25 protein-coding genes and 3 tRNA genes are annotated in these 22,028 nt (G+C 72.9%); 21 read left to right on the forward strand and 7 right to left on the reverse strand.

Translation table 11 applies throughout. The features are described from left to right. The 3 genes from ACSMX9_RS22205 to ACSMX9_RS22215 all read left to right on the forward strand — a co-directional run bounded on the left by ACSMX9_RS22205 (position 1) and on the right by ACSMX9_RS22215 (position 270). Positions 1–73, forward strand: a tRNA-Glu gene (locus ACSMX9_RS22205). 31 nt (positions 74–104) lie between these two features. Then, positions 105–176: transfer RNA gene (locus tag ACSMX9_RS22210), tRNA-Gln, on the forward strand. 21 nt (positions 177–197) lie between these two features. After that, positions 198–270: transfer RNA gene (locus ACSMX9_RS22215), tRNA-Glu, on the forward strand. A 103-nt stretch (positions 271–373) separates the two neighbouring features. On the opposite strand, the gene ACSMX9_RS22220 is transcribed toward ACSMX9_RS22215, so the two are convergent. Continuing rightward, positions 374–1,051 (reverse strand): MerR family transcriptional regulator, encoded by a 678-nt coding sequence (locus ACSMX9_RS22220; protein WP_445396342.1) that lies wholly within the window; start codon positions 1,049–1,051, stop codon positions 374–376. 78 nt (positions 1,052–1,129) lie between these two features. On the opposite strand from ACSMX9_RS22220, the gene ACSMX9_RS22225 reads away from it, so the two are divergent. After that, positions 1,130–1,615 (forward strand): DUF4188 domain-containing protein, encoded by a 486-nt coding sequence (locus ACSMX9_RS22225; RefSeq protein WP_445396344.1) that lies wholly within the window; start codon positions 1,130–1,132, stop codon positions 1,613–1,615. A 44-nt stretch (positions 1,616–1,659) separates the two neighbouring features. On the opposite strand, the gene ndgR is transcribed toward ACSMX9_RS22225, so the two are convergent. Then, positions 1,660–2,376: an IclR family transcriptional regulator NdgR gene (gene ndgR, locus ACSMX9_RS22230; protein ID WP_010984119.1), complete on the reverse strand. Its 717-nt coding sequence runs from the start codon at positions 2,374–2,376 to the stop codon at positions 1,660–1,662. A gap of 185 nt (positions 2,377–2,561) precedes the next feature. Between ndgR and leuC the strand changes: the two genes are divergently transcribed. The 4 genes from leuC to ACSMX9_RS22250 all read left to right on the forward strand — a co-directional run bounded on the left by leuC (position 2,562) and on the right by ACSMX9_RS22250 (position 5,996). Then, complete coding sequence (gene leuC / locus ACSMX9_RS22235) at positions 2,562–3,992, forward strand: 3-isopropylmalate dehydratase large subunit (RefSeq protein ID WP_445396346.1); 1,431 nt, start codon at positions 2,562–2,564, stop codon at positions 3,990–3,992. A gap of 5 nt (positions 3,993–3,997) precedes the next feature. Continuing rightward, complete coding sequence (leuD, locus tag ACSMX9_RS22240; RefSeq protein WP_445396348.1) at positions 3,998–4,591, forward strand: 3-isopropylmalate dehydratase small subunit; 594 nt, start codon at positions 3,998–4,000, stop codon at positions 4,589–4,591. A 337-nt stretch (positions 4,592–4,928) separates the two neighbouring features. Next, entirely contained in the window at positions 4,929–5,156 is a 228-nt protein-coding gene (locus ACSMX9_RS22245; protein WP_351247697.1) for a hypothetical protein, read from the forward strand. A gap of 168 nt (positions 5,157–5,324) precedes the next feature. Continuing rightward, the gene (locus tag ACSMX9_RS22250) at positions 5,325–5,996 is read left to right on the forward strand and encodes an HU family DNA-binding protein (RefSeq protein ID WP_445396350.1); all 672 of its coding nucleotides are present in this window, start codon (positions 5,325–5,327) and stop codon (positions 5,994–5,996) included. An 84-nt stretch (positions 5,997–6,080) separates the two neighbouring features. Here the strand turns inward: ACSMX9_RS22250 and ACSMX9_RS22255 are convergent, their stop codons facing one another. Both ACSMX9_RS22255 and cofC read right to left on the reverse strand, forming a co-directional pair. Continuing rightward, a complete protein-coding gene (locus ACSMX9_RS22255; protein WP_351247701.1) occupies positions 6,081–6,284 on the reverse strand; it encodes a hypothetical protein in 204 nt (67 codons plus the stop codon). Positions 6,285–6,293: 9 nt separating this feature from the next. Then, positions 6,294–6,959 carry a 2-phospho-L-lactate guanylyltransferase gene (gene cofC / locus ACSMX9_RS22260; RefSeq protein ID WP_445403064.1) on the reverse strand — a complete coding sequence of 222 codons (666 nt, stop codon included), beginning with the start codon at positions 6,957–6,959 and terminating at the stop codon, positions 6,294–6,296. A 213-nt stretch (positions 6,960–7,172) separates the two neighbouring features. Between cofC and ACSMX9_RS22265 the strand changes: the two genes are divergently transcribed. The 3 genes from ACSMX9_RS22265 (at position 7,173) to ACSMX9_RS22275 (ending at position 10,201) form a co-directional block, all read left to right on the forward strand. Next, positions 7,173–7,949: a lysophospholipid acyltransferase family protein gene (locus ACSMX9_RS22265; protein ID WP_445396352.1), complete on the forward strand. Its 777-nt coding sequence runs from the start codon at positions 7,173–7,175 to the stop codon at positions 7,947–7,949. Continuing rightward, a complete protein-coding gene (locus ACSMX9_RS22270; protein WP_351247705.1) occupies positions 7,946–8,956 on the forward strand; it encodes an NAD(P)H-dependent glycerol-3-phosphate dehydrogenase in 1,011 nt (336 codons plus the stop codon). Before ACSMX9_RS22265 ends, ACSMX9_RS22270 begins: the two co-directional genes overlap by 4 nt. Before the next feature lie 93 nt (positions 8,957–9,049). Further along, positions 9,050–10,201, forward strand: a complete 1,152-nt coding sequence (locus ACSMX9_RS22275; protein WP_445396354.1) for a D-alanine--D-alanine ligase family protein — start codon at positions 9,050–9,052, stop codon at positions 10,199–10,201. 15 nt (positions 10,202–10,216) lie between these two features. Here the strand turns inward: ACSMX9_RS22275 and ACSMX9_RS22280 are convergent, their stop codons facing one another. Together ACSMX9_RS22280 and ACSMX9_RS22285 are read right to left on the reverse strand one after the other, a co-directional pair. Beyond that, positions 10,217–10,723 carry a DUF3515 domain-containing protein gene (locus ACSMX9_RS22280; protein ID WP_445396356.1) on the reverse strand — a complete coding sequence of 169 codons (507 nt, stop codon included), beginning with the start codon at positions 10,721–10,723 and terminating at the stop codon, positions 10,217–10,219. Between the two features lie 19 nt (positions 10,724–10,742). Continuing rightward, positions 10,743–10,976: an Lrp/AsnC family transcriptional regulator gene (locus ACSMX9_RS22285; protein ID WP_351247709.1), complete on the reverse strand. Its 234-nt coding sequence runs from the start codon at positions 10,974–10,976 to the stop codon at positions 10,743–10,745. A 254-nt stretch (positions 10,977–11,230) separates the two neighbouring features. On the opposite strand from ACSMX9_RS22285, the gene ACSMX9_RS22290 reads away from it, so the two are divergent. Continuing rightward, positions 11,231–12,196 (forward strand): thiamine-phosphate kinase, encoded by a 966-nt coding sequence (locus ACSMX9_RS22290; protein WP_351247711.1) that lies wholly within the window; start codon positions 11,231–11,233, stop codon positions 12,194–12,196. Between the two features lie 70 nt (positions 12,197–12,266). Next, a complete protein-coding gene (gene thiD / locus ACSMX9_RS22295) occupies positions 12,267–13,112 on the forward strand; it encodes a bifunctional hydroxymethylpyrimidine kinase/phosphomethylpyrimidine kinase (protein ID WP_445396358.1) in 846 nt (281 codons plus the stop codon). Between the two features lie 117 nt (positions 13,113–13,229). Here the strand turns inward: thiD and rpmB are convergent, their stop codons facing one another. Continuing rightward, on the reverse strand, positions 13,230–13,415 hold the full coding sequence (rpmB, locus tag ACSMX9_RS22300; protein WP_003957616.1) for a 50S ribosomal protein L28: 186 nt from the start codon (positions 13,413–13,415) through the stop codon (positions 13,230–13,232). A 255-nt stretch (positions 13,416–13,670) separates the two neighbouring features. On the opposite strand from rpmB, the gene ACSMX9_RS22305 reads away from it, so the two are divergent. The 8 genes from ACSMX9_RS22305 to rnc all read left to right on the forward strand — a co-directional run bounded on the left by ACSMX9_RS22305 (position 13,671) and on the right by rnc (position 21,999). Further along, positions 13,671–15,365 (forward strand): DAK2 domain-containing protein, encoded by a 1,695-nt coding sequence (locus ACSMX9_RS22305; RefSeq protein WP_445396360.1) that lies wholly within the window; start codon positions 13,671–13,673, stop codon positions 15,363–15,365. A gap of 99 nt (positions 15,366–15,464) precedes the next feature. Further along, positions 15,465–17,702, forward strand: coding sequence for an ATP-dependent DNA helicase RecG (recG, locus tag ACSMX9_RS22310; RefSeq protein WP_445396362.1), 2,238 nt, complete (start codon positions 15,465–15,467; stop codon positions 17,700–17,702). A gap of 110 nt (positions 17,703–17,812) precedes the next feature. After that, positions 17,813–18,415: a 16S rRNA (guanine(966)-N(2))-methyltransferase RsmD gene (rsmD, locus tag ACSMX9_RS22315; protein ID WP_445396364.1), complete on the forward strand. Its 603-nt coding sequence runs from the start codon at positions 17,813–17,815 to the stop codon at positions 18,413–18,415. Positions 18,416–18,441: 26 nt separating this feature from the next. Further along, positions 18,442–18,924, forward strand: coding sequence for a pantetheine-phosphate adenylyltransferase (gene coaD, locus ACSMX9_RS22320; protein ID WP_366116541.1), 483 nt, complete (start codon positions 18,442–18,444; stop codon positions 18,922–18,924). A gap of 129 nt (positions 18,925–19,053) precedes the next feature. Next, positions 19,054–20,169 (forward strand): cell division initiation protein, encoded by a 1,116-nt coding sequence (locus ACSMX9_RS22325; protein ID WP_366116542.1) that lies wholly within the window; start codon positions 19,054–19,056, stop codon positions 20,167–20,169. Between the two features lie 174 nt (positions 20,170–20,343). Then, on the forward strand, positions 20,344–20,994 hold the full coding sequence (locus ACSMX9_RS22330) for a YceD family protein (RefSeq protein ID WP_445396366.1): 651 nt from the start codon (positions 20,344–20,346) through the stop codon (positions 20,992–20,994). Between the two features lie 2 nt (positions 20,995–20,996). Beyond that, a complete protein-coding gene (rpmF, locus tag ACSMX9_RS22335; RefSeq protein WP_006139588.1) occupies positions 20,997–21,170 on the forward strand; it encodes a 50S ribosomal protein L32 in 174 nt (57 codons plus the stop codon). 19 nt (positions 21,171–21,189) lie between these two features. After that, the gene (rnc, locus tag ACSMX9_RS22340; RefSeq protein WP_351247727.1) at positions 21,190–21,999 is read left to right on the forward strand and encodes a ribonuclease III; all 810 of its coding nucleotides are present in this window, start codon (positions 21,190–21,192) and stop codon (positions 21,997–21,999) included. The last annotated feature ends 29 nt before the right edge of the window (positions 22,000–22,028 follow it).

The raw sequence follows: 22,028 nt of genomic DNA on the forward strand, positions 1-22,028 counted from the left end.
GCCCCCGTTGTGTAGCGGCCTAGCACGCCGCCCTCTCAAGGCGGTAGCGCCGGTTCGAATCCGGTCGGGGGTACGCTTCGGTTCCGCGAAACCGGTTCCGACAGTGGCCTATGGTGTAATTGGCAGCACGACTGATTCTGGTTCAGTTAGTTTAGGTTCGAGTCCTGGTAGGCCAGCTCGCAGAGCTCATCTGCAAGGCCCCCGTTGTGTAGCGGCCTAGCACGCCGCCCTCTCAAGGCGGTAGCGCCGGTTCGAATCCGGTCGGGGGTACATCGAGAACGGAGAGGGCGCCACCCAGCGGTGGCGCCCTCTCCGTGCGTGCGTCGGAGGCGGGGGCCGATCGACCCCGCCCGTCCCGCCGCCCGACCGGGCTTCAGGCCCCCGCCTCCCCGGTCCGCGGAGCGGCGAAGCGCCGGTAGGACTCCGCGGTGTCCGCGAGCCGCCGCAGGCTCAGCAGTACGGGCTCGTACAGCACGGTCAGCGCCACCGCCGCCTCCACCTGCTCCTCCGGCGACCCGTAGCGCTCCACGAAGTCCAGGTCCGTCACCGCCAACTCCTGCGCCAAGCGCCCGTACGGCGCCAAGTGGTCGGCGTCCCAGGGGTATCCGAAGCGGGCCACCTCCGCCAGCGCCGCCACCAGCATCCGGTAGGCCGGCATGGCCCGTGCGGACCCGCGCACCTCGGGCGGCCACCCCATGAGCTCCAGCAGTCGGTCCGCGACCCGTTCCGCCTCCGCGACCGGCTCGGGATCGGCTGCGGATCCGTTCCGCCCCGCGTCGTGGGGGAGTGCGCCCACCGCCGCGCCGAGCCGGTCGTGGTGGTCCAGGGAGTCGTCGTCCACGGCCTTCAGCACCTCGCGCACGGTCGCCACCGGCATCCGTCCCACCTGCACCATCGCCCGGAGCAGCCGCAGTCGACGCAGGTGGCCCTCGTCGTAGGCGGCCTGGGTGGCGGTGATCCGCTCGCCGGGCGGGAGGAGCCCCTCGCGCAGGTAGTACTTGATCGTCGCGGTGGACACCCCGCTGCGCGCGCTGAGCTCGGCGAGCCTCATTCCCTTGCGTCCTCTCTTGGAGAGTGGCACTATCCAATATGAGATAGCGCAACTATCCAACGGTAGCGGGAGCGAGCCATGGGTGCACAACTGCTCAAGGGGCGAACGACGGCCGACGCCTCGGGCGAGGTGGTCGTCTTCCTGATCGGGATGCGGGTCAACAGGTGGCGAGCGCTGCGCAGTTGGCTGCCCGCGGCCCGGGCGATGCCCAGGATGCTCAAGGAACTGTCCGCGGATCCCGGCTCCGGGCTGCTCGGCTTCCACTTCCTGCGCGGCGACCCGCGGACCTTCTACACCGTCCAGTACTGGGAGTCCCGGGAGAAGCTGCTGGCCTACGCCGCGCAGCCGGACGCCGAGCACCGGCCGGCCTGGGCGGCCTTCAACCGGCGGGCCCGCGACGGCCGCGGCGACGTGGGCGTCTGGCACGAGACCTACGTCGTGCCGGCGGGGGGCTACGAGAACATCTACGTGGACATGCCCGCCTTCGGGCTGGGGGCGGCCCACGGCACCGCCCCGGTGGCCCGCCGCGGCGACCGGGCGGCCCAGCGGTTCGCCGCCGGCTGACCGGGCGGGGCGGGAGGGGGCGCCGCGGCGCCCCCTCCGTGCGTTCAGCCGGTGCGGCGCAGCGCCTCGGAGAGGCGGCCCGCCGCGTCGATGACCGCCTGGGCGTGCATCCGCCCGGGGTGGCGGGTCAGCCGCTCGATCGGGCCGGAGACCGACACGGCGGCCACCACGCGGTTGGACGGGCCCCGCACCGGGGCGGAGACCGAGGCCACGCCCGGCTCCCGCTCCCCGATGGACTGGGCCCAGCCGCGGCGGCGGACGCCCGAGAGGGCGGTGGCCGTGAAGCGGGCGCCCTGGAGGCCGCGGTGCAGCCGCTCGGGCTCCTCCCAGGCCATGAGGATCTGCGCGGAGGAGCCGGCCTTCATGGTGAGCGTGGAGCCCACGGGGACGGTGTCCCGCAGCCCGGACAGCCGCTCGGCGGCGGCCACGCAGATCCGCATGTCGCCCTGGCGTCGGTAGAGCTGTGCGCTCTCGCCCGTGACGTCCCGCAGGTGGGTGAGCACCGGTCCGGCCGTGGCGAGCAGCCGGTCCTCCCCGGCCGCCGCGGCCAGCTCCGCGAGCCGTGGGCCCAGGATGAACCTGCCCTGCATGTCCCGGGCCACCATCCGGTGGTGCTCCAGGGCGACCGCGAGACGATGGGCGGTGGGCCGAGCGAGTCCGGTCGCCGCGACCAGCCCGGCGAGGGTGGCCGGACCGGACTCCAGGGCGCTCAGCACGAGAGCAGCCTTGTCGAGAACGCCGACCCCACTAGAGTTGTCCATGCAACGATACTCGCGTCTCACTCTGTGAAACGCAAGTTCAATTCTCCGAGGAACTTGTCACCCTGTACCCACACGCCGACCCGTGGACCGACGGGCGTCGGCGGTCGCCCCGGCACGAGGGGACGGGCGACGACTCTCACACACCTAGTTGGGTCGACCAACGACGGCCGACCGGAGGGAAAGCGATGGGTAGGACACTCGCGGAAAAGGTCTGGGACGACCACGTCGTCCGGCGCGCAGAGGGCGAGCCCGACCTCCTCTTCATCGATCTGCACCTGCTGCACGAGGTGACCAGCCCGCAGGCGTTCGACGGCCTGCGGCAGAACGGTCGCCGGGTGCGCAGGCTGGACCTCACCATCGCCACCGAGGACCACAACACCCCGACCCTCGACATCGACAAGCCGATCGCCGACCCGGTGTCCCGCGCCCAGCTGGAGACACTGCGCCGCAACTGCGCCGAGTTCGGGGTGCGGCTGCACCCGCTGGGCGACGTCGAGCAGGGCGTGGTCCACGTCGTCGGTCCCCAGCTGGGCCTGACCCAGCCCGGCATGACCGTGGTCTGCGGCGACTCGCACACCTCCACGCACGGGGCGTTCGGCGGTCTGGCCTTCGGCATCGGCACCTCCCAGGTGGAGCACGTGCTGGCCACCCAGACCCTGCCCCTGGCCCGGCCCAAGACCATGGCCATCACCGTGGACGGCGACCTGCCCGACGGCGTCACCGCCAAGGACCTGATCCTGGCGATCATCGCCAAGATCGGCACCGGCGGCGGCCAGGGGTACGTCCTGGAGTACCGCGGCTCCGCCATCGAGAAGCTCTCGATGGAAGCCCGGATGACCATCTGCAACATGTCCATCGAGGCGGGCGCCCGCGCGGGCATGATCGCCCCCGACGAGACCACCTTCGCCTACCTGAAGGGCCGTCCGCACGCCCCGGCGGGCGAGGACTGGGACGCCGCCGTCGCCTACTGGAAGACCCTGAGGACCGACGAGGACGCCGTCTTCGACGCCGAGGTCGTCATCGACGCCGCCAGCCTCTCGCCGTTCGTCACCTGGGGCACCAACCCCGGTCAGGGCGCCCCGCTGTCCGCGCGGGTCCCCGATCCCGCTTCGTACGAAGACGCTTCGGAGCGCCTGGCCGCCGAAAAGGCCCTGGAGTACATGGGGTTGACCGCCGGCCAGCCGCTGCGGGACATCACGGTGGACACCGTCTTCGTAGGTTCCTGCACCAACGGCCGCATCGAGGACCTGCGGGCCGCCGCCGCGATCGTGGAGGGCCGCAAAGTCGCGGACGGCGTACGGATGCTGGTCGTCCCCGGCTCCGCCCGGGTCGGCCTCCAGGCCGTGGACGAGGGCCTGGACAAGGTCTTCAAGGAGGCCGGCGCCGAATGGCGGCACGCGGGCTGTTCGATGTGTCTGGGCATGAACCCCGACCAGCTCGCACCCGGCGAGCGGTCCGCCTCCACCTCCAACCGCAACTTCGAGGGCCGGCAGGGCAAGGGCGGACGCACCCACCTGGTGTCCCCGCAGGTCGCCGCCGCCACCGCGGTCCTGGGCCATCTGGCCTCCCCCGCCGACCTGGCCGACGCCGGCGTCGCCACCCCCGCAGGAGTCTGAGAGCCATGGAAGCCTTCACCGCCCACACCGGCCGAGCCGTCCCGCTGCGCCGCTCCAACGTCGACACCGACCAGATCATCCCCGCCCACTGGTTGAAGAAGGTCACCCGCGACGGCTTCGAGGACGGGCTCTTCGAGGCGTGGCGCAAGGACCCCGAGTTCGTCCTCAACCGCCCCGAGCGCGCCGGGGCCACCGTGCTGGTCGCCGGCCCCGACTTCGGCACCGGCTCCTCCCGCGAGCACGCCGTCTGGGCGCTCCAGAACTACGGCTTCAGGACGGTCATCTCGTCCCGCTTCGCCGACATCTTCCGGGGCAACTCGCTGAAGAACGGCCTGCTCACCGTCGTCCTGGACCAGAAGGTCGTGGACGCGCTGTGGGAACTGGTCGAGAGCGACCCGCAGGCCGAGATCACCGTGGACCTCCAGGCCCGCGAGGTCCGCGCCGCCGGCATCACCGCCCCGTTCGAGCTCGACGAGAACTCCCGCTGGCGCCTGCTGAACGGTCTCGACGACATCAGCATCACCCTGGCCAACGAGGCCGACATCGCCACCTACGAGGCTCGACGCCCCTCGTTCAAGCCGCGCACCCTCACGGTCTGACCGGAGCGCGACCCGCCCGGCGGGTCCGACCGGGGCTCGTCCGGTCGGAGCCGCGCGCTCCGCGATCGTCCCCGAGCGCCCCTCCCGGCGCCCTCCGACGCCGTCGATGTACCCCCAGCCGTCCCACGGTTGGGGGTACATCCGTGTGTGCCCCCGTGTCCCCGTCCCACCCGTTCGTGGGACACCGACACGTGCGCCAACTCACCACCGTTGAGGGCCACAAGAGGCCGAAAGTACCCTTGCGCATGAGACCCTGACAGCTCCGAGAAATGCCCTCCGAGGGGGGTAGTTGCCCCCTGGGCGGGCGACAACTCGCCCTAGATGGCACAATCGGTGCATGGGACGTGACGACCAACTCCAGCTCTACGGGGTCGTCGCGGACCGTTTGAAGGAGGCGCACGCCACTGTGCGCACACTGCAAGTCCCGGAGGGCGTACGGATGGCGCTGACCCGGAAGCTGCTGGTCATTACGGCCGTGGCCAAGCACGATCTCGCCGATGCGGCAAGGCGTCTGGAGCGATTGAGTGTGGATCTCGACGAAGGTCGTTTCCCTGAAGGCGACTGAGCGGCACCGGCATCGGGCCGCAGTGGGTCGACCGAGCGGGCAGCGGTCGAGTTCATTGCGGCACAAGGGTGATTAGCCCGTTTCGTGTTTGATTTGCGGTATATATCTGCCTAACGTGCGAAAAAGCTTGAGCGGATGCGTTCGAGCAATGTTTCCGAAGGGGAAGACGTGAACAAGGCGCAGCTCGTAGAAGCCATTGCCGACAAGCTCGGTGGGCGTCAGCAAGCCGCTGACGCCGTGGACGCCGTACTCGACGCCATCGTCCGCGCGGTCGTCGCGGGGGACCGGGTTTCGGTCACCGGTTTCGGTTCGTTCGAGAAGGTCGAGCGACCGGCCCGGTACGCCCGCAACCCGCAGACCGGCGAGCGGGTCCGGGTCAAGAAGACCTCGGTGCCCCGGTTCCGTGCCGGTCAGGGCTTCAAGGACCTGGTGAGCGGCTCGAAGAAGCTCCCCAAGGGCGGCGAGGTCTCCGTCAAGAAGGCTCCCAAGGGCAGCCTGACCGGCGGCACCAAGACGACGGCCAAGGCCGCCGCCAAGAAGGCCACCGCCAAGAAGACGACGGCCCGCAAGACCACGGCCGCCGCCGCGAAGAAGACCACGGCCGCGGCGAAGAAGACGACCGCCGCCAAGAAGGCCACCACCGCGAAGCGGGCCACCGCGGCGAAGAAGACGACCGCCGCCAAGAGCACGGCCGCCAAGAAGACCACGGCCGCGGCGAAGAAGACGACCGCGGCGAAGAAGACCGCCCCGGCCAAGAAGGTCACCGCCAAGAAGGCGCCGGCGAAGAAGACCACCGCGCGCAAGACGACCGCCAAGAAGACCACCGCGCGCAAGCGGTAGGCCGAAGGGCCTCGTGGTCATCCGTGCGCCGGGCCGGACTCCCCTCGGGGAGCCCGGCCCGCGGGCCGTTCGGGATCCGCGGACTCAGAAGGTCTGGAGCGTCACCAGGGTGATCCGAGGCGCCGGACCGCCGCCGTCGACCTCGATCCGCACCCGCTGGCCCGGGCGGAGCAGCAACAGGCCCCCCGCGTCGAACGCCGCCGCGTCGAACGGGACCGGGGTCCCGTCGTCCAACAGCACGCTGCCGCTGCGGGTATCCGGTTCGTAGGTGTACGCGGTGGCTTGCATGGGACAACCCTACGGCGCGCGGTCGCCGGGACGCGGCCCCCGGGGCCCGAGGGCGTGCGGCGCCGCCCGCCGGGTGTGCGGTCCCACCCCCAGGGCCAGGGCGGCCCGCAGGTCCCGGCCGGTGTCCACGTCCTGACGCACCGAGACGGCGCCCGGTAGGACGAGCTCCGCCGCCCCGGAGGAGCGGTGCCGCAGCCGCGAAGCCCCGCCGAACAGCGGGCGCAATTCCGTTCCGGGCAATGCGGTCAGCAACGTCGTCCCGATTCCCGAGACGTCCGGGAGAAAAGCGCGCGGGAATTGCGCGGCACGGAGGAGGACACGGGTCAATTCCTTCGGTCGCAATGCGGGCAAATCGGCGTTCAAGGTGGCGAGCGGGGCCGCCCGCCGTTCCTCCCGGACGACGCCCGCCCCGTGCTCCAGTGCGGCGTTCAGCCCCCGGCCCCGCGCCCCGTCCGGCACGACGCGGGCTCCGAGCCCCGCCAGTTCGCGGCCGGCCAGCGTGTCGTCCGTGACGACCACCACATCCCGTACCGCCCGGCTGGCCAGCGCCGCGGCCACGGTGTCCTGGGCGAAGGCGAGGACCAGGCCCGGGCGGAACGCGTCCGGAACGGAGCCCGCGAGCCTGCTCTTGGCCCGTGCCAAGGGCTTCAACGGGACGATCAAGGTCCACTGCACCGCCGCTCCGTCCCCACGCATCGCGCCCATTGTCCCCACGGCCCGCTCCGCGGGCGCCGCGGGGACCCCCTTCCGCCCGTGTCGCGAGGCGCGGACGCGTCGGACCCCGGGCGTACCGTGTGCTCGACACAGGGGGCGGCCCGCGGCCACACTTGGGCCCCTGACCAGGCCCGAACCGGGGGTCGGGTGGAGTGATCAGAGGAAGGTGTTCGCGTGTCCCGCCGAAAATTCGGCTTCTGGTACCGCCTCGCGGCGGCCCTCTGCAAACCACCCCTGGTGGTGCTGTTCAAGCGGGACTGGCGAGGAACGGAGAACATTCCGGCTTCGGGCGGATTCATCACGGTGGTGAACCACAATTCCCATGTGGACCCGATCGCCTACGCGCACTTCCAATACAACACCGGGCGCCCGCCGCGTTTCCTCGCCAAGCACGGACTGTTCCGCAAGGGGTTCGTCGGCGCCGCGATGCGCGGCACCGGTCAGATCCCCGTCTACCGGGAGAGCACCGACGCGCTGAGCGCCTTCCGCGCCGCGATCGACGCCGTGCGGCGCGGCGAGTGCGTGGCGTTCTATCCCGAGGGCACCCTCACCCGCGACCCGGACCAGTGGCCCATGGCCGGCAAGACCGGAGCTGCCCGGGTCGCCCTCACCACCCGCTGCCCGGTGATCCCGGTCGCCCAGTGGGGCGCCAACCTGCTGCTCCCCCCGTACGCGACGCGACCGCGCCCGTGGCCCCGCAAGACCCACCGGGTGCTGGCCGGGCCGCCCGTGGACCTGTCCCGGTTCTACGGCGAGGAACAGACCCCGGAGCTCCTGAAGGAGGTGACCGAGGTCATCATGGCCGCCGTCACCGCCCAACTGGAGGTGCTGCGCGGGGAGAAGGCCCCGGCCACCCCCTACGATCCGCGTCAGGTGCGCGACCAGCAGCGTCGGCGCACCGCGGGCGAGGGCACCGCACTCCACCACCACGACTCGAAGGACGACACGTGACCAGCACCGTCAAGGCAGCCGTCTTCGGCACCGGCTCCTGGGGCACGGCCTTCGGCATGGTGCTCGCCGACGCCGGCTGCGAGGTCACCCTGTGGGGACGCCGCGCCGACCTCGCCGAGGCCGTCAACTCCACCCGCACCAACCCGGACTACCTCCCCGGCGTCGAACTGCCCGCGGGCCTGCGCGCCACCACCGACGCCGCCGAGGCCGCCGCGGGCGCGGACTTCACGGTCCTCGCGGTCCCCTCCCAGACGGTGCGCGGCAACCTCGCCTCCTGGGCGCCGCTGCTCGCCCCGGACACGGTCCTGGTGTCCCTGATGAAGGGCGTCGAACTCGGGTCCGCGATGCGGATGAGCGAGGTCATCGAGGACGTGGCGAAGGTCGACGCCGGGCGGGTCGCCGTCGTCACCGGGCCCAACCTCGCCCGGGAGATCGCCGCCCGGATGCCCGCCGCCTCCGTCGTGGCCTGTGCCGACGAGGCCGTGGCCACGAGGCTCCAAGCCGCCTGCCACACCCCGTACTTCCGCCCCTACACCAACACCGACGTGGTCGGCTGCGAACTGGGCGGTGCGGTCAAGAACGTCATCGGACTGGCCGTGGGCATCGCGGACGGCATGGGCCTGGGCGACAACGCCAAGGGCTCCCTCATCACCCGGGGGCTCGCCGAGACCACCCGCCTCGGCCTCGCGATGGGCGCCGACCCGCTGACGTTCTCCGGGCTCGCCGGCCTCGGGGACCTCGTCGCCACCTGTTCCTCGCCGCTGTCGCGCAACCACACCTTCGGCACCAACCTGGGCCGGGGCATGACCCTCCAGGAGACCATCGCGGTCACCAAGCAGACCGCGGAGGGCGTCAAGTCCTGCGAGTCCGTGCTGGACCTGGCCCGCCGGCACGGCGTCGACATGCCCATCACGGAGACCGTCGTCGGCATCGTCCACGAGGGCAAGCCGCCGGTGGTCGCGCTGAAGGAACTCATGTCCCGCAGCGCCAAGCCCGAACGCCGTTGACCGGGCCCGGCGCCCGGTCTCACCCGGGTGCCGGACGTCCGGGCCGCCGCGGACGCTGACCCCGGGCGGGGCAGCGGGTACGCTCGACCCGTTATGAGCAGCGAGACCTCACCCCAGAGCCCCAGGCTCCGCAAGCCGCGCGTGGCCGTCGTGTTCGGCGGCCGCAGTTCCGAGCACGGCATCTCCGTCGTCACGGCCGGCGCCGTGATGCGCGCCATGGACCGCAACACGTACGACGTGCTGCCCATCGGCATCACCCGGGACGGGCGCTGGGCGCTCACCGTCGACGACCCCGAACGGATGGCCATCGCCGACCGGGCGGTCCCGGACGTCGACCAGTTGGCCGAATCGCCCGAGGGCACCGTGGCGCTGTCGGTCGACCCGTCCAACCGCGAGGTCGTCTACCAGGAGCCCGGCTCCGTGCCCAAGGCCCTCGGCGACGTCGACGTGGTCTTCCCGGTGCTGCACGGCCCCTACGGCGAGGACGGCACCCTCCAGGGGCTGCTGGAGCTCTCCGGCATCCCGTACGTGGGCTCCGGGGTGCTCGCCTCCGCGGTGGGCCAGGACAAGGAGTACATGAAGCGCGTCTTCATCTCCTTCGGCCTGCCGGTCGGGCCCTACCTGGTGGTCCGGCCGCGGGAGTGGGAGCGGGACGAGCAGGGCGCCCGCCAGCGGATCGCCGACTTCGCCGGCGAGCACGGCTGGCCGCTGTTCATCAAGCCGGCGCGGGCCGGCTCCTCGATGGGCATCACCAAGGTCGACTCCTTCGCCGGTCTCGACGAGGCGATCGCCGAAGCCCGGTGCCACGACCCCAAGTTCCTCGTGGAGTCGCTGCTGAGGGGTCGGGAGATCGAGTGCGGGGTGCTGGAGTTCGAGGACGGGCCGCGGGCGAGCCTGCCCGCCGAGATCCCGCCCGTGCAGTCCCACGACTTCTACGACTTCGAGGCGAAGTACATCGACTCGGCCGACGGGATCGTGCCCGCCCCGCTGGACGGGGAACAGACCGCCGAGATCCAGCGGTTGGCGGTGGCCGCGTTCGAGGCCGTGGGGTGCGAGGGCCTGGTCCGCGCGGACTTCTTCCTCACCGAGGACGGCCGCTTCGTGATCAACGAGATCAACACGATGCCCGGTTTCACTCCCATCTCCATGTACCCGCGGATGTGGGAGGCGAGCGGGGTCCCGTACCCGGAGCTGGTGGACCGGCTGGTCCGGGCGGCGCTGGACCGGTCGACCGGACTGCGGTAGCGGGAGCCGCCGGGCTCAGTCGGCGATGCCCTCGGGCACCGTGGCGGTGATGGGCCCGGCGAAATCGGTCAACGGGCCCATGCCGCGGTCCTTGAGCGACTTCGGCAGGGTCACCTCGACGTAGGCGAGGCGCAGTGCGGTGGTGAAGCGGAACGAGCCGTCGTCCTGCTCCTCCAACAGCCACCCCACCCCGTTCACGTCGACGCCGTCCGCCTCCGGGTCGTTCATCCGTACGGGCCGGGGGACCCCGCAGCGCAGTATGATCGCCGGATCGCCCCAGGCCGAGGTCAGCTCGGAGGCGGGCGCCGGGTCCACCCGGTCCAAGCCGTCCACCCGCTCCGGCAGCGCCGCGTGCAGGTCCCGACAGAGCCCGGCCGCCTTGGCCCCGGGGGAGGGGACCGCCACCGTCACCGGTCCGTCGACCGACGTGCAGCCGGCGAGCGCGCCGAGCACGCCGACGACACCGAGCAGGGCGGGGGCGGAGGGTCCGAACGGACGGGGCCGGCGGCGCGAAGAGTTCACCGGCCAAGCGTAGACGGGGCTAGATATGGACGACCGGGCAGGTCAGGGTGCGGGTGATGCCGTCCACTTGCTGGACCTTGGCCACCACCATGCGTCCCAGCTCGTCGACGGTGTCGGCCTGGGCGCGCACGATCACGTCGTAGGGTCCGGTCACGTCCTCGGCCCGGGTCACCCCGGGGATCCCGGCGATGGTCTCCGCGACGGCCGACGCCTTGCCGACCTCCGTCTGGATCAGGATGTACGCCTGTACCACGGGACCTCCAGGGCGGCCATGACGAGGAATATGCGGGGGAAAGGGACGCCACGTTATCGCGTCGCCGTCCGTCACGGGGAGACCCGCGGCGGTCGCGGCGCGCACGGGGTGCCCGGGCGGCACGGGTTGACGACCGCGCCCGTGCCGCACGGCACCCCGGCAACCAGGACCGGGCCGGCCCGGTCGACGACGCCCCCGGTCGTCCCGGGGGCGCGCGGCCGTCACGGCACCCGCGCGGAAGGGGCAGGACGAGGATGAAGGGCACCGTGGGCGAACTGGGGGAGTTCGGGCTCATCAGGGAACTGACGGCCCGGCTCACCACCACCCCGGCGGTACGGCTGGGTCCCGGGGACGACGCCGCGGTGGTCAGCGCCCCGGACCGCCGGGTCGTCGCCAGCACGGACGTCCTGCTGGAGGGCCGCCACTTCCGCCGCGACTGGTCCACCGCCTACGACGTGGGCCGCAAGGCCGCCGCCCAGAACCTCGCGGACATCGCGGCGATGGGCGCCGTGCCCACCGCCCTGCTGCTGGGGCTGGTGGTGCCCGCCGAACTGCCGGTGACCTGGCCGACCGAGCTGATGGACGGGCTGCGGGACGAGTGCCAGGTGGCGGGCGCCGCCGTGGTCGGCGGCGACGTCGTCCGCGGGGACACCATCACCCTGTCCATCACCGCACTCGGCGACCTGCGTGGCCACGAAGCGGTGACCCGGGCCGGGGCCCAGCCCGGCGACGTGGTGGCGGTGACCGGCTGGCTGGGATGGTCCGCGGCCGGGCACGCCGTGCTCTCCCGCGGCTTCCGCTCCCCGCGCGCCTTCGTGGAGGCCCACCGCAGACCCGAGCCTCCTTACCACGCGGGCCCGGCCGCGGCCGGCCTCGGCGCCACCGCCATGACCGACGTCAGCGACGGGTTGATCGCCGACCTCGGGCACATCGCCGAAGCCAGCAAGGTCCGCATCGACGTCCGCTCCGCCGCGGTCGACGTGCCCTCGCAGATGAACGACATCGCCGCCGCGGTGGGCATCGACCCGCTGCTGTGGGTACTCACCGGCGGGGAGGACCACGCGATCGTGGCCACCTTCCCCCCGGACGTGAAGCTCCCGGCCCGCTGGCGGGTCATCGGCGAGGTGCTGAACCCCTCGGCACTTCCCCAGGTCACCGTGGACGGGGCGGCCTGGACCCGGGCGAGCGGCTGGGACCACTTCGGCGACATCGAGGGCTGACGGCGGCCCTCCGACGCACCCCCCACCACCGGCCCGGACCGGGCCCCGAACGGACTGAGGAACGACGACCATGACTCCGCAGCCGCCCTCCGCCACCCCGATAGCCCGCTCGGCACCGCCCCGTGTGCTCACCGTCGCCGGCTCCGACTCCGGCGGCGGGGCCGGCATCCAGGCCGACCTCAAGACGATGCTGGCGCTCGGCACCCACGGCATGAGCGTGCTGACCGCCGTCACCGCACAGAACAGCCGGGGCGTCCAGGGCACCTGGGAGCTGCCGGTGGCCGCGGTCCGCGCCCAGTACCGCAGCGTGGCGGACGACATCGGCGTCCAGGCGGTGAAGACCGGAATGCTGGCCTCGGCCGAACTCGTGGAGACGGTGGCCGGCCTGCTGGCCGCGACCGACGCGCCCGTGGTCGTGGACCCGGTCGGGGTGTCCAAGCACGGCGACGCCCTGCTGGCGCCCACCGCGCTGGACGCGGTGCGGCTGGAGCTGCTCCCCACGGCGACCGTGGCCACCCCCAACCTGGACGAGGTGACCCAACTCACCGGGGTCAAGGTGATCTCGGAGGACGGGATGCGCCGGGCCGCCGACGCGGTGCTGCGGATGGGGCCGCGCTGGGTGCTGATCAAGGGCGGACACCTCGCCGGGGACGCCGTCGACCTCCTCACGGACGGCGCCGAGGAGCACTGGCTGCGCACCCCGCGCATCGACAGCCGGCACACCCACGGCACCGGCTGCACCCTGGCCAGCGCCATCGCCGCCCGGCTCGCCCACGGGGACCGGGTGCCGCGGGCGGTGGCCGCGGCCAAGGAGTACGTGACCGGGGCGATCGGCGCCGGGTACCCGCTGGGCGCGGGCATCGGCCCGGTGGACCACGGCTGGGCCCTGCGGAACACCGCCGGGGACACCGCGTAGGGGCCCCGCGCCGCCCGCCGCGACCGCGGGGGGCGGCGCGCACACGAAAAAGCCGGTCCTCCCACCAGGGGGGACCGGCTTCTCAGCAACCAGCAAGTGGCCGCGCTAAGCCTTACGTCAGCGCGAGACCTTGCCGGCCTTGATGCACGAGGTGCAGACGTTGAGCCGCTTCGGCGTCCGACCGACCACGGCACGCACGCGCTGGATGTTGGGGTTCCAGCGACGGGACGTACGGCGGTGCGAGTGGGAGATGTTGTTGCCGAAGCCCGGCCCCTTGCCGCAGACGTCGCAGTTGGCAGCCACGGGTCACTCCAAAGACTTCAGATGCACTTACGGTTGAACCCGGCATGCCGGGATCAGTGATCGGGTGGCGGTGCCAGGGGGAAGGCCCGATGCGTATCGGGCAACCGGAGCAGCATACTACGGCTGCCTCGGTAGAACGAAACTACCACGGTCGCCCAGGGCCGGCGCCCCGCCCCAGGTCACCGGCCGCTTCCCGGCACCCCGGCCCCGGGGGTCTACGCTGCGTCGCAGTCCGGATGCCAAGGAGGCGAAGCAGTGCCCCAGATCCTCGACGCCGTCACGGTCCGTGCCTGGTGCGCACGGTCCCTGGAGGCACTGGGCCGGGCCCGCGAGGAGATCGACGCCATCAACGTCTACCCGGTCGCCGACGGGGACACCGGCACCAACCTCTACCTGACCGCGGAGTCCGCGGCCCGGGCGGTGGAAGCGGTCTTCGCCGGACACGAGCCCCGGCTCCCCGAGGACGCCGAAGCGGTGCGCGCCATGGCGCACGGCGCGCTGATCGGGGCGCGCGGCAATTCCGGCACCATCCTCGCCCAACTGCTGCGGGGCATGGCCCAGGTGCTCGCCGAGGAACCGCCCGCGGGCCACCGCGGAGAGGCCCGGCGGCTCGCCCGGGCGCTGCGCCGCGCCGCCGAGTCGGCCTACGAGGCGGTGGCCCACCCCGTGGAGGGCACCGTCCTGACGGTGGCGACGGCGGCGGCGGACGCGGCGGGCGGGGCCGCCGAGGCCGGGGGGACGGCCGACGCCGCGACCGTGGTGCGGGCCGCCCACCGGGGCGCGCTCGCCGCGCTGGAGGCCACCCCCGGGCAGCTGCCGGCGCTGGAGCGCGCCGGCGTCGTGGACGCCGGCGGGCGGGGACTGGTCGCCGTGCTCGGGGCGCTGGTGGAGGCCGTGACGGGGGAGCGTCCGGCGGCCGTCGTGGTCGGCCCGGCCCGGCCCCTCGTTCCGGTCGCCGCGGACGCGGGCTGCGGGGAACCCGAACCGGTCGACGGGCCCGCCTACGAGGTGATCTACCTGCTGGAGGCCACCGACGCGGCGGTGGACCGGCTGCGGGCCCGCCTCGACGCGCTCGGCGACTGCCTGGTGGTGGTCGGCGGCGACGGGCTGTGGAACGTGCACGTCCACGTGGACGACGCCGGGGCGGCGGTCGAGGCCGGAGTGGAGGCGGGCCGCCCGCACCGCATCAGGATCACCCACTTCGGCGCCGGAGACGCCCACGCGGTGCGCCCCGGACCGGAGCGCCCCGCCGCCGAACCGGTGCCCCGGGCGGTGGTGGCCGTGGTGCCCGGCGAGGGCCTGGCCGAGCTGTACGCCGGGGCCGGTGCCGTGCCCGTGCTGGCCCGCCCCGGTGAGCCGCCGGCGAGCGGGGAGCTGGCGCAGGTCATCCGGCGCGCCGGCGCCCGCGAGGTGGTGGTGCTGCCCAACGACGCCGGACTGCGGCACACCGCCGCCGCCGCGGCCGAGCAGGTCCGCGCGGACGGGGTGCGGGTCGCGTTGATCCCCACCCGGTCGGCGGTCCAGGGCATCGCGGCCCTCGCCGTCCACGAGCCCGGCCGCCGCTTCGACGAGGACGTGGTGGCGATGACCTCCGCGGCCGGCGCCACCCGGTACGGCGAACTCGCCGTCGCGGAACGCCAGTCCTGGACCATGGCGGGCATCTGCCAGGCCGGCGACCTGCTCGGACTCATCGACGGGGACGTGGCCGTGATCGAGGCCGCCCCCGGCCCGGGCACCGGCACCGACCCGCTCGCCCGGACCGCGGTGGCGGTGCTGGACCGGATGCTCGCCGCCGGCGGCGAACTGGTCACCCTGGTGCTCGGGGAGGACGCCCCCGAAGGGGTCGCGGAGCGACTGGAGCGCCATGTGCGCGAGTCCCACCTCGCGGTCGACACCGTCGTCTACCGGGGCGGACGCCACTCGGCGCTGCTGCTCATCGGCGTCGAGTGAGCCCGAACCGACCGGCCGACCAGCGGATCCTCCGGACGGAGGAGGGTCGGCGCACGGCGGCTCCCCGGTGATGTCGGCGGCGTGGTGTGCAATGGGGGGGTGTCCGCGCTCGAAGAACCGCTGAAGAAGGTCCTCGGTCCCGCCACCGCGAAGGTGATGGCCGAGGCCCTCGACCTGCACACCGTCGGCGACCTCCTGCACCACTACCCCCGCCGGTACGCGGAGCGCGGTGAGCTTACCCGGCTCGCCGACCTCCCGCTGGACGAACACGTCACGGTGGTCGCCCGGGTGGAGACCGCACGCGTGATCAGGTTCAACGGCGGCAGCGGCCAACGGCTGGAGGTGGTCATCACCGACGGCAGCGGGCGGCTGCAACTGGTCTTCTTCGGCCGGGGCGTCCACAAGCCGCACAAGGACCTGCTGCCCGGCACCCGGGCGATGTTCGCCGGGAAGGCATCCCTGTTCAACCGCAAACTCCAACTCGCCCACCCCGCGTACCAGCTGCTCGGCGGCGAGGACGGGGCGAGCGGCGGGGGCGACGCCGTGGAGTCCTGGGCCGGGGCGCTCATCCCGATCTACCCGGCCACCGCCAAGATGGAGTCCTGGAAGATCGCCAAGGCGGTCGACGCGGTGCTCCCCAGCGCCCCCGGTGCCGTCGACCCGCTACCGCCCGCCCTGCGCGAGGGCCGCGGCCTGGTCCCGCTCCCCGAGGCCCTGGAGAAGATCCACCGCCCGCGCACCAAGGCCGAGGTCCACGACGCCCGGGCCCGACTGAAGTGGGACGAGGCGTTCGTCCTCCAGGTCGCCCTGGCCCGCCGTCGCCACAGCGACGCCCAACTGCCCGCGACGCCCCGCCGGCCGGGCCCGGACGGCATCCTCGCCGCCTTCGACGCCCGCCTGCCCTTCACCCTCACCGAGGGGCAGCGCAAGGTCAGCGCGGAGGTCTTCGAGGACCTCGCCACCGAGCACCCCATGCACCGGCTGCTCCAGGGCGAGGTGGGTTCCGGGAAGACCCTGGTGGCGCTGCGGGCGATGCTGGCCGTGGTGGACGCCGGGGGACAGACCGCGATGCTCGCCCCCACCGAGGTCCTCGCCCAGCAGCACCACCGGTCCATCACCGAGATGATGGGCGAGTTGGCCGAGGGCGGCATGCTCGGCGGCGCCGAGCACGGCACCAAGGTCGTCCTGCTCACCGGCTCGATGGGCGCGGCGGCCCGCCGCCAGGCGCTGTTGGACCTGGTCAGCGGGGACGCCGGCATCGTCATCGGCACCCATGCGCTGATCGAGGACAAGGTCCGGTTCCACGACCTCGGCCTGGTCGTGGTGGACGAGCAGCACCGCTTCGGCGTCGAGCAGCGCGACGCCCTGCGCGGCAAGGGCCCCGCCCGCGGGGACGGCGGGGAACGACGTACCCCGCACCTGCTGGTGATGACCGCGACCCCGATCCCGCGGACCGTGGCGATGACCGTCTTCGGCGATCTGGAGACCTCCGTCCTGGACCAACTGCCCGCCGGCCGCTCACCGATCGCCAGCCACGTCGTGCCCGCCGCCGACAAGCCCCACTTCCTCGCCCGCACCTGGGAACGGGTGCGCGAGGAGGTCGCCAAGGGCCACCAGGCGTACGTGGTGTGTCCCCGCATCGGCGAGCTCCCGGAGGAGTCCGCGACGGCTGGGGGCCGGACCGCGGCCAAGGAGGACGCCGGGGCGGAGGCCGCCGAGAAGCGCCCGCCGCTCGCGGTGCTGGACGTCGCCGAGGAACTCGCCCGCGGCCCGCTGCACGGGCTCGCCGTCGAGGTGCTGCACGGCAGGATGGCGCCCGAGGACAAGGACGCGGTGATGCAGGGCTTCGCCGCCGGCCGGACGGACGTCCTGGTCGCCACCACGGTCATCGAGGTCGGCGTCAACGTCCCCAACGCCACCGTCATGGTGATCATGGACGCGGACCGGTTCGGGGTCTCCCAGCTGCACCAGCTCCGCGGCCGGGTCGGCCGGGGCACGGCCCCCGGGCTCTGCCTCCTGGTCACCGAGATGCCCGGGGCGAGCGCCGCCCGCGCCCGGCTGGACGCGGTCGCGGCCACCCTGGACGGCTTCGCCCTCTCCCGCATCGACCTGGAACAACGCCGGGAGGGCGACGTCCTCGGCCAGGCCCAGTCCGGGGTGCGCTCCTCGCTGAGGGTGCTCGCCGTCCTGGAGGACGAGGAGATCATCGCCGAGGCCCGGCAGGAGGCCGCCGCGGTGGTCGCGGCCGATCCGGAACTCCGCGCGGAGCCGGGGCTGCGGACCGCGCTGGACGCCTTGGTGGACGAGGAGCGCGAACGCTACCTGGAGAAGGGCTGACCGCCCGGTCCGGCCCACCACCGGCGTTCCCCCCGCCCCGGCTGCGCCTATCGTGGTGACGTGCGCCCGCGCACCGTGACCGACCCGCACCGCGAAGGACCCGACCGCACATGACCCGCGTGATCGCCGGTCTCGCCGGGGGACGGCGGCTCGCCGTCCCGCCCGGCCGAGGCACCCGTCCCACCTCCGACCGGGCGAGGGAAGCGCTCTTCTCCACCTGGGAGTCCCTGTTGGGCACCCTGCACGGCATCCGGGTGGCCGACCTGTACGCGGGCTCCGGTGCGGTCGGCCTGGAGGCGCTGTCCCGGGGCGCCGCCCACGCCCTGCTGGTCGAGGCCGACGCGCGGGCGGCCCGGGTGGTCCGGGAGAACGTCCGCAGCCTCGGCCTTCCCGGCGCCGAGGTGCGCGCGGCCCGGGCGGAACAGGTGGTCGCCGGCCCGCCGCCGGGGGGGCCGTACGACGCGGTCTTCCTGGACCCGCCCTACGCGGTCACCGACGTCGATCTTGGCGAGATCCTGCTCACACTCCTGGCCGGAGGCTGGTTCGCGGAGGACGCGCTCGTCACCGTGGAACGCAGCACCAGGGGCGGCACGTTCTCCTGGCCCGACGGCTTCGAACCCGTTCGGTCCCGTCGCTACGGCGAGGGAACGTTTTGGTACGGTCGCGCCGCCGCCACCAGCGACACCGCCCCCACGTGCGAGCACGCACGATGACCGGACCGGAGAGGCAGGAACCACCGTTGCGCCGCGCCGTCTGTCCGGGGTCCTTCGACCCCATCACCAATGGCCACATCGACATCATCGGCAGGGCCTCCAAGCTCTACGACGAGGTCTACGTCGCCGTGATGATCAACAAGTCGAAGAAGGGGCTCTTCGAGATCGACGAGCGGATCGCCCTGATCCAGGAGGTCACCGCCCCGTACCCCAACGTGCGGGTGGAGGCGTTCCACGGACTGCTCGTGGACTTCTGCAAGCAGCGCCAGATCCCCGCCATCGTCAAGGGCCTGCGGGCCGTCAGCGACTTCGACTACGAACTCCAGATGGCCCAGATGAACATCGGCCTGTCGGGGATCGAGACCCTGTTCGTGCCCACCAACCCCACGTACAGCTTCCTCTCCTCCTCCCTGGTCAAGGAGGTCGCGGCCTGGGGCGGCGACGTCTCCCACCTGGTGCCCGAGCCGGTGCTGACGGCCCTCACCCAGCGCCTGCGCGAACGCGGCTGAGCCGACTCCGCCGGGGCGGCGCCCCCGCGACCCCGCCGTCCGGTGCCCGCGGGGCGTTCCGTACCCGTACAGTCGGCTTGTCCGTCTGGAACCAGGCACCAACGAGGCACGGAGAGTGGCGAGCACACGGTGGACGTGCAGAAGAAGCTGGACGAGATCGTCGCGGCCGTGGGCAACGCCCGCTCCATGCCCATGTCGGCCTCGTGCGTGGTCAACCGGGCCGAGCTGCTCGCCCTCCTCGACGAGGTGCGCGCCGCCCTGCCCGGCTCCCTCGCCCAGGCGCGGGAGCTGCTCGGCGACCGGGAGGGCATGGTCGCCGAGGCCCGCGCCGAGGCGGAGCGCATCATCGGTGCCGCCCACCAGGAGCGCGGCACCCTGATCGCCGACACCGAGGTCGCCCGTCGCTCCCGCGCGGAGGCGGACGGCATCCTCGACGAGGCCCGGCGGGAGGCCGAGGAAGTCCGGGCGGAGGCCGACGACTACGTCGACTCCAAGCTCGCCAACTTCGAGGTCGTCCTCACCAAGACGCTCGGCTCGGTCGGTCGCGGCCGGGACAAGCTGCTGGGCGCCGGCCCCGGCCTCGACGGCCACGAGGACCCCGACTACGCGGAGGCCCCCGAGCGCAGCCACGACCCGGAGGTCCTGCGCCAGCGGGCCGACGCGTACGTGGACGCCAAGCTCCGGGCCTTCGAGGCGGTGCTCGCCAAGACCCTGGAGGCGGTGGGGCGGGGGCGCCAGAAGCTGCACGGCCGGGTCGCCGCCGACGAACTGGGCCTGCTCGCCGACGGGGCCGCCGGCCCCCGCCCGACCAGCGACGCCGACTACCTCGCCGACCTCGCTGCCCTCGCCGACCCGGCTCCGGGTCGGCGAGGGGTGCCCGCTCCGCCGCAACCCCCGCCGCCCCCGTCGCCCGCGGCCGTCGCCGCCGCGTCCGCCCAGCCGCCCGTCGCGGAGCCCTACGGACAGCAGCAGGACCCCTACGGCTACGCCCAGGACGCCTACGGGTACCCGCAGGGCTACGAGCAGCAGCAGGGCTACGGCTACCCGGAGCCGTACGACTACGGACCGCAGGGCTACCCGGCCGCCGCCCCGGAGGGGTACCCCGCACCGGCGGACGGCCACGAGGCGTACGGGACCCCGCAACAGCCCCCGGCCCCCCGGCCGACCGCGCTCGACGAGACCAGCCTGTTCGACACCGCCATGATCACGCCCGAGCAGCTCCGCCGGTACGAACAGGGCCGCTGACCGCCCGGGCTTCCCCGACCCGAGGCCCTCCGGGGCGGGGGCGGGGGAGGCGCGGTTGGGACCAGGGGGAAAGGTCCAGTATCCTGGCTCTTCGGTCGCGTGCGTCGAGTGCGCGGTCACCCCCTTCACAGCTCGCCGGGCCCTTCCGCGTGGGCGCCGACGACGAAAGCAGGGATGGCCCTGAACGCCCGCTTGGACCACCGCGACCCCCTCGTGTTCGACACGCACGAGCTGGGTCGGCGTCCGGGTGCGTTGCTGCGGCTGACCCGCACGGTCGACGCGCCCGCCAAGGACGCCGCACTCGGGCTGCCCGGAGTCATCGGAGTGCCCGCCGGCGCCCCGGTGGAACTGGAGCTCCGCCTCGAATCGGTCATGGAAGGGGTGCTCGTCACAGGCACCGCCCGTGCCACGGCCGAGGGGGAGTGCGTAAGGTGTCTGGAGCCGCTGGAGCTGGAGCTCGAAGCGGACTTCCAGGAGATGTTCTCGTACCCCGAGACCGACGAGCGGGGCCGTGTCACGGCCCCGGACGCCGGCGACGAGGACGACGAGGACAGGCTCTCCATCGAGGACGGCCTGATCGGCCTCGAACCCGTGCTGCGGGATGCGGTGGTGCTCGCACTGCCCATGCAGCCGGTGTGCCAGGACGACTGCCCGGGCCTGTGCTCCGAATGCGGAGTGCGGCTCGCGGACGACCCGGACCACCACCACGCCGCCGTCGACATCCGTTGGGCGGCATTGCAAGGACTCGCTGAATCCGTCCAGGACGGCGAGAAGGACGACATGAGCGGCGCCGATGCGGGCGTCGACGAGAAGCAGGAGAAGTAGCCGTGGCTGTTCCGAAGCGGAAGATGTCGCGCAGCAACACGCGCCACCGCCGGTCGCAGTGGAAGGCTGCGGTCCCCACCCTGGTTGCGTGCGAGCGCTGCCACGAGCCCAAGCTGCAGCACATCGCGTGCCCGGCTTGCGGCACCTACAACAAGCGCCAGGTCCTCGAGGTCTGAGCGGCTGGTGAGGGGCACGATGCCAGACGCCAAGAAGAGCGACCCCCGTCACACCGGGGGTGGCCCGGCGGCCTCGTCCCACACGCTTCTGGAAGGGCGGCTCGGCTATCAGCTGGAGTCCGCCCTTCTCGTGCGTGCGCTGACCCACCGCTCGTACGCGTACGAGAACGGTGGTCTGCCGACCAACGAGCGGCTGGAGTTCCTCGGGGACTCCGTGCTCGGACTGGTCGTCACCGACACCCTGTACCGCAGCCACCCCGACCTGCCCGAAGGGCAGCTCGCGAAGCTACGGGCCGCGGTGGTCAACTCGCGCGCGCTCGCGGAGGTGGGACGCGGGCTGGACCTCGGAGCGTTCATCCGACTGGGCCGGGGCGAGGAGGGCACCGGAGGCCGGGACAAGGCGTCGATCCTCGCGGACACCCTCGAAGCGGTGATCGGCGCGGTCTACCTTGACCAGGGCCTGGACGCGGCGGCCGAGCTGGTGCACCGGCTCTTCGACCCGCTGATCGAGAAGTCCTCCAACCTCGGTGCGGGACTGGACTGGAAGACCAGCCTCCAGGAACTCACCGCGACCGAGGGCCTCGGGGTCCCGGAGTACCTGGTCACCGAGACCGGACCGGACCACGAGAAGACCTTCACCGCAGCGGCCCGCGTCGGAGGCGTCTCGTACGGCACCGGCACCGGCCGCAGCAAGAAGGAAGCGGAGCAACAGGCCGCCGAGTCGGCCTGGCGGTCGATCCGCGCCGACGCGGACCGCCGCGCGGCCGAGGCCGCCGAAGCCGAAGCCGTGGTCGAGGAGAACGCCGACACCCCCTCGACCACCGGCTGAACCACCGCTTCTCGTGAGCGCCCGCCCCC

The organism is Streptomyces sp. LE64 (assembly GCF_052606915.1).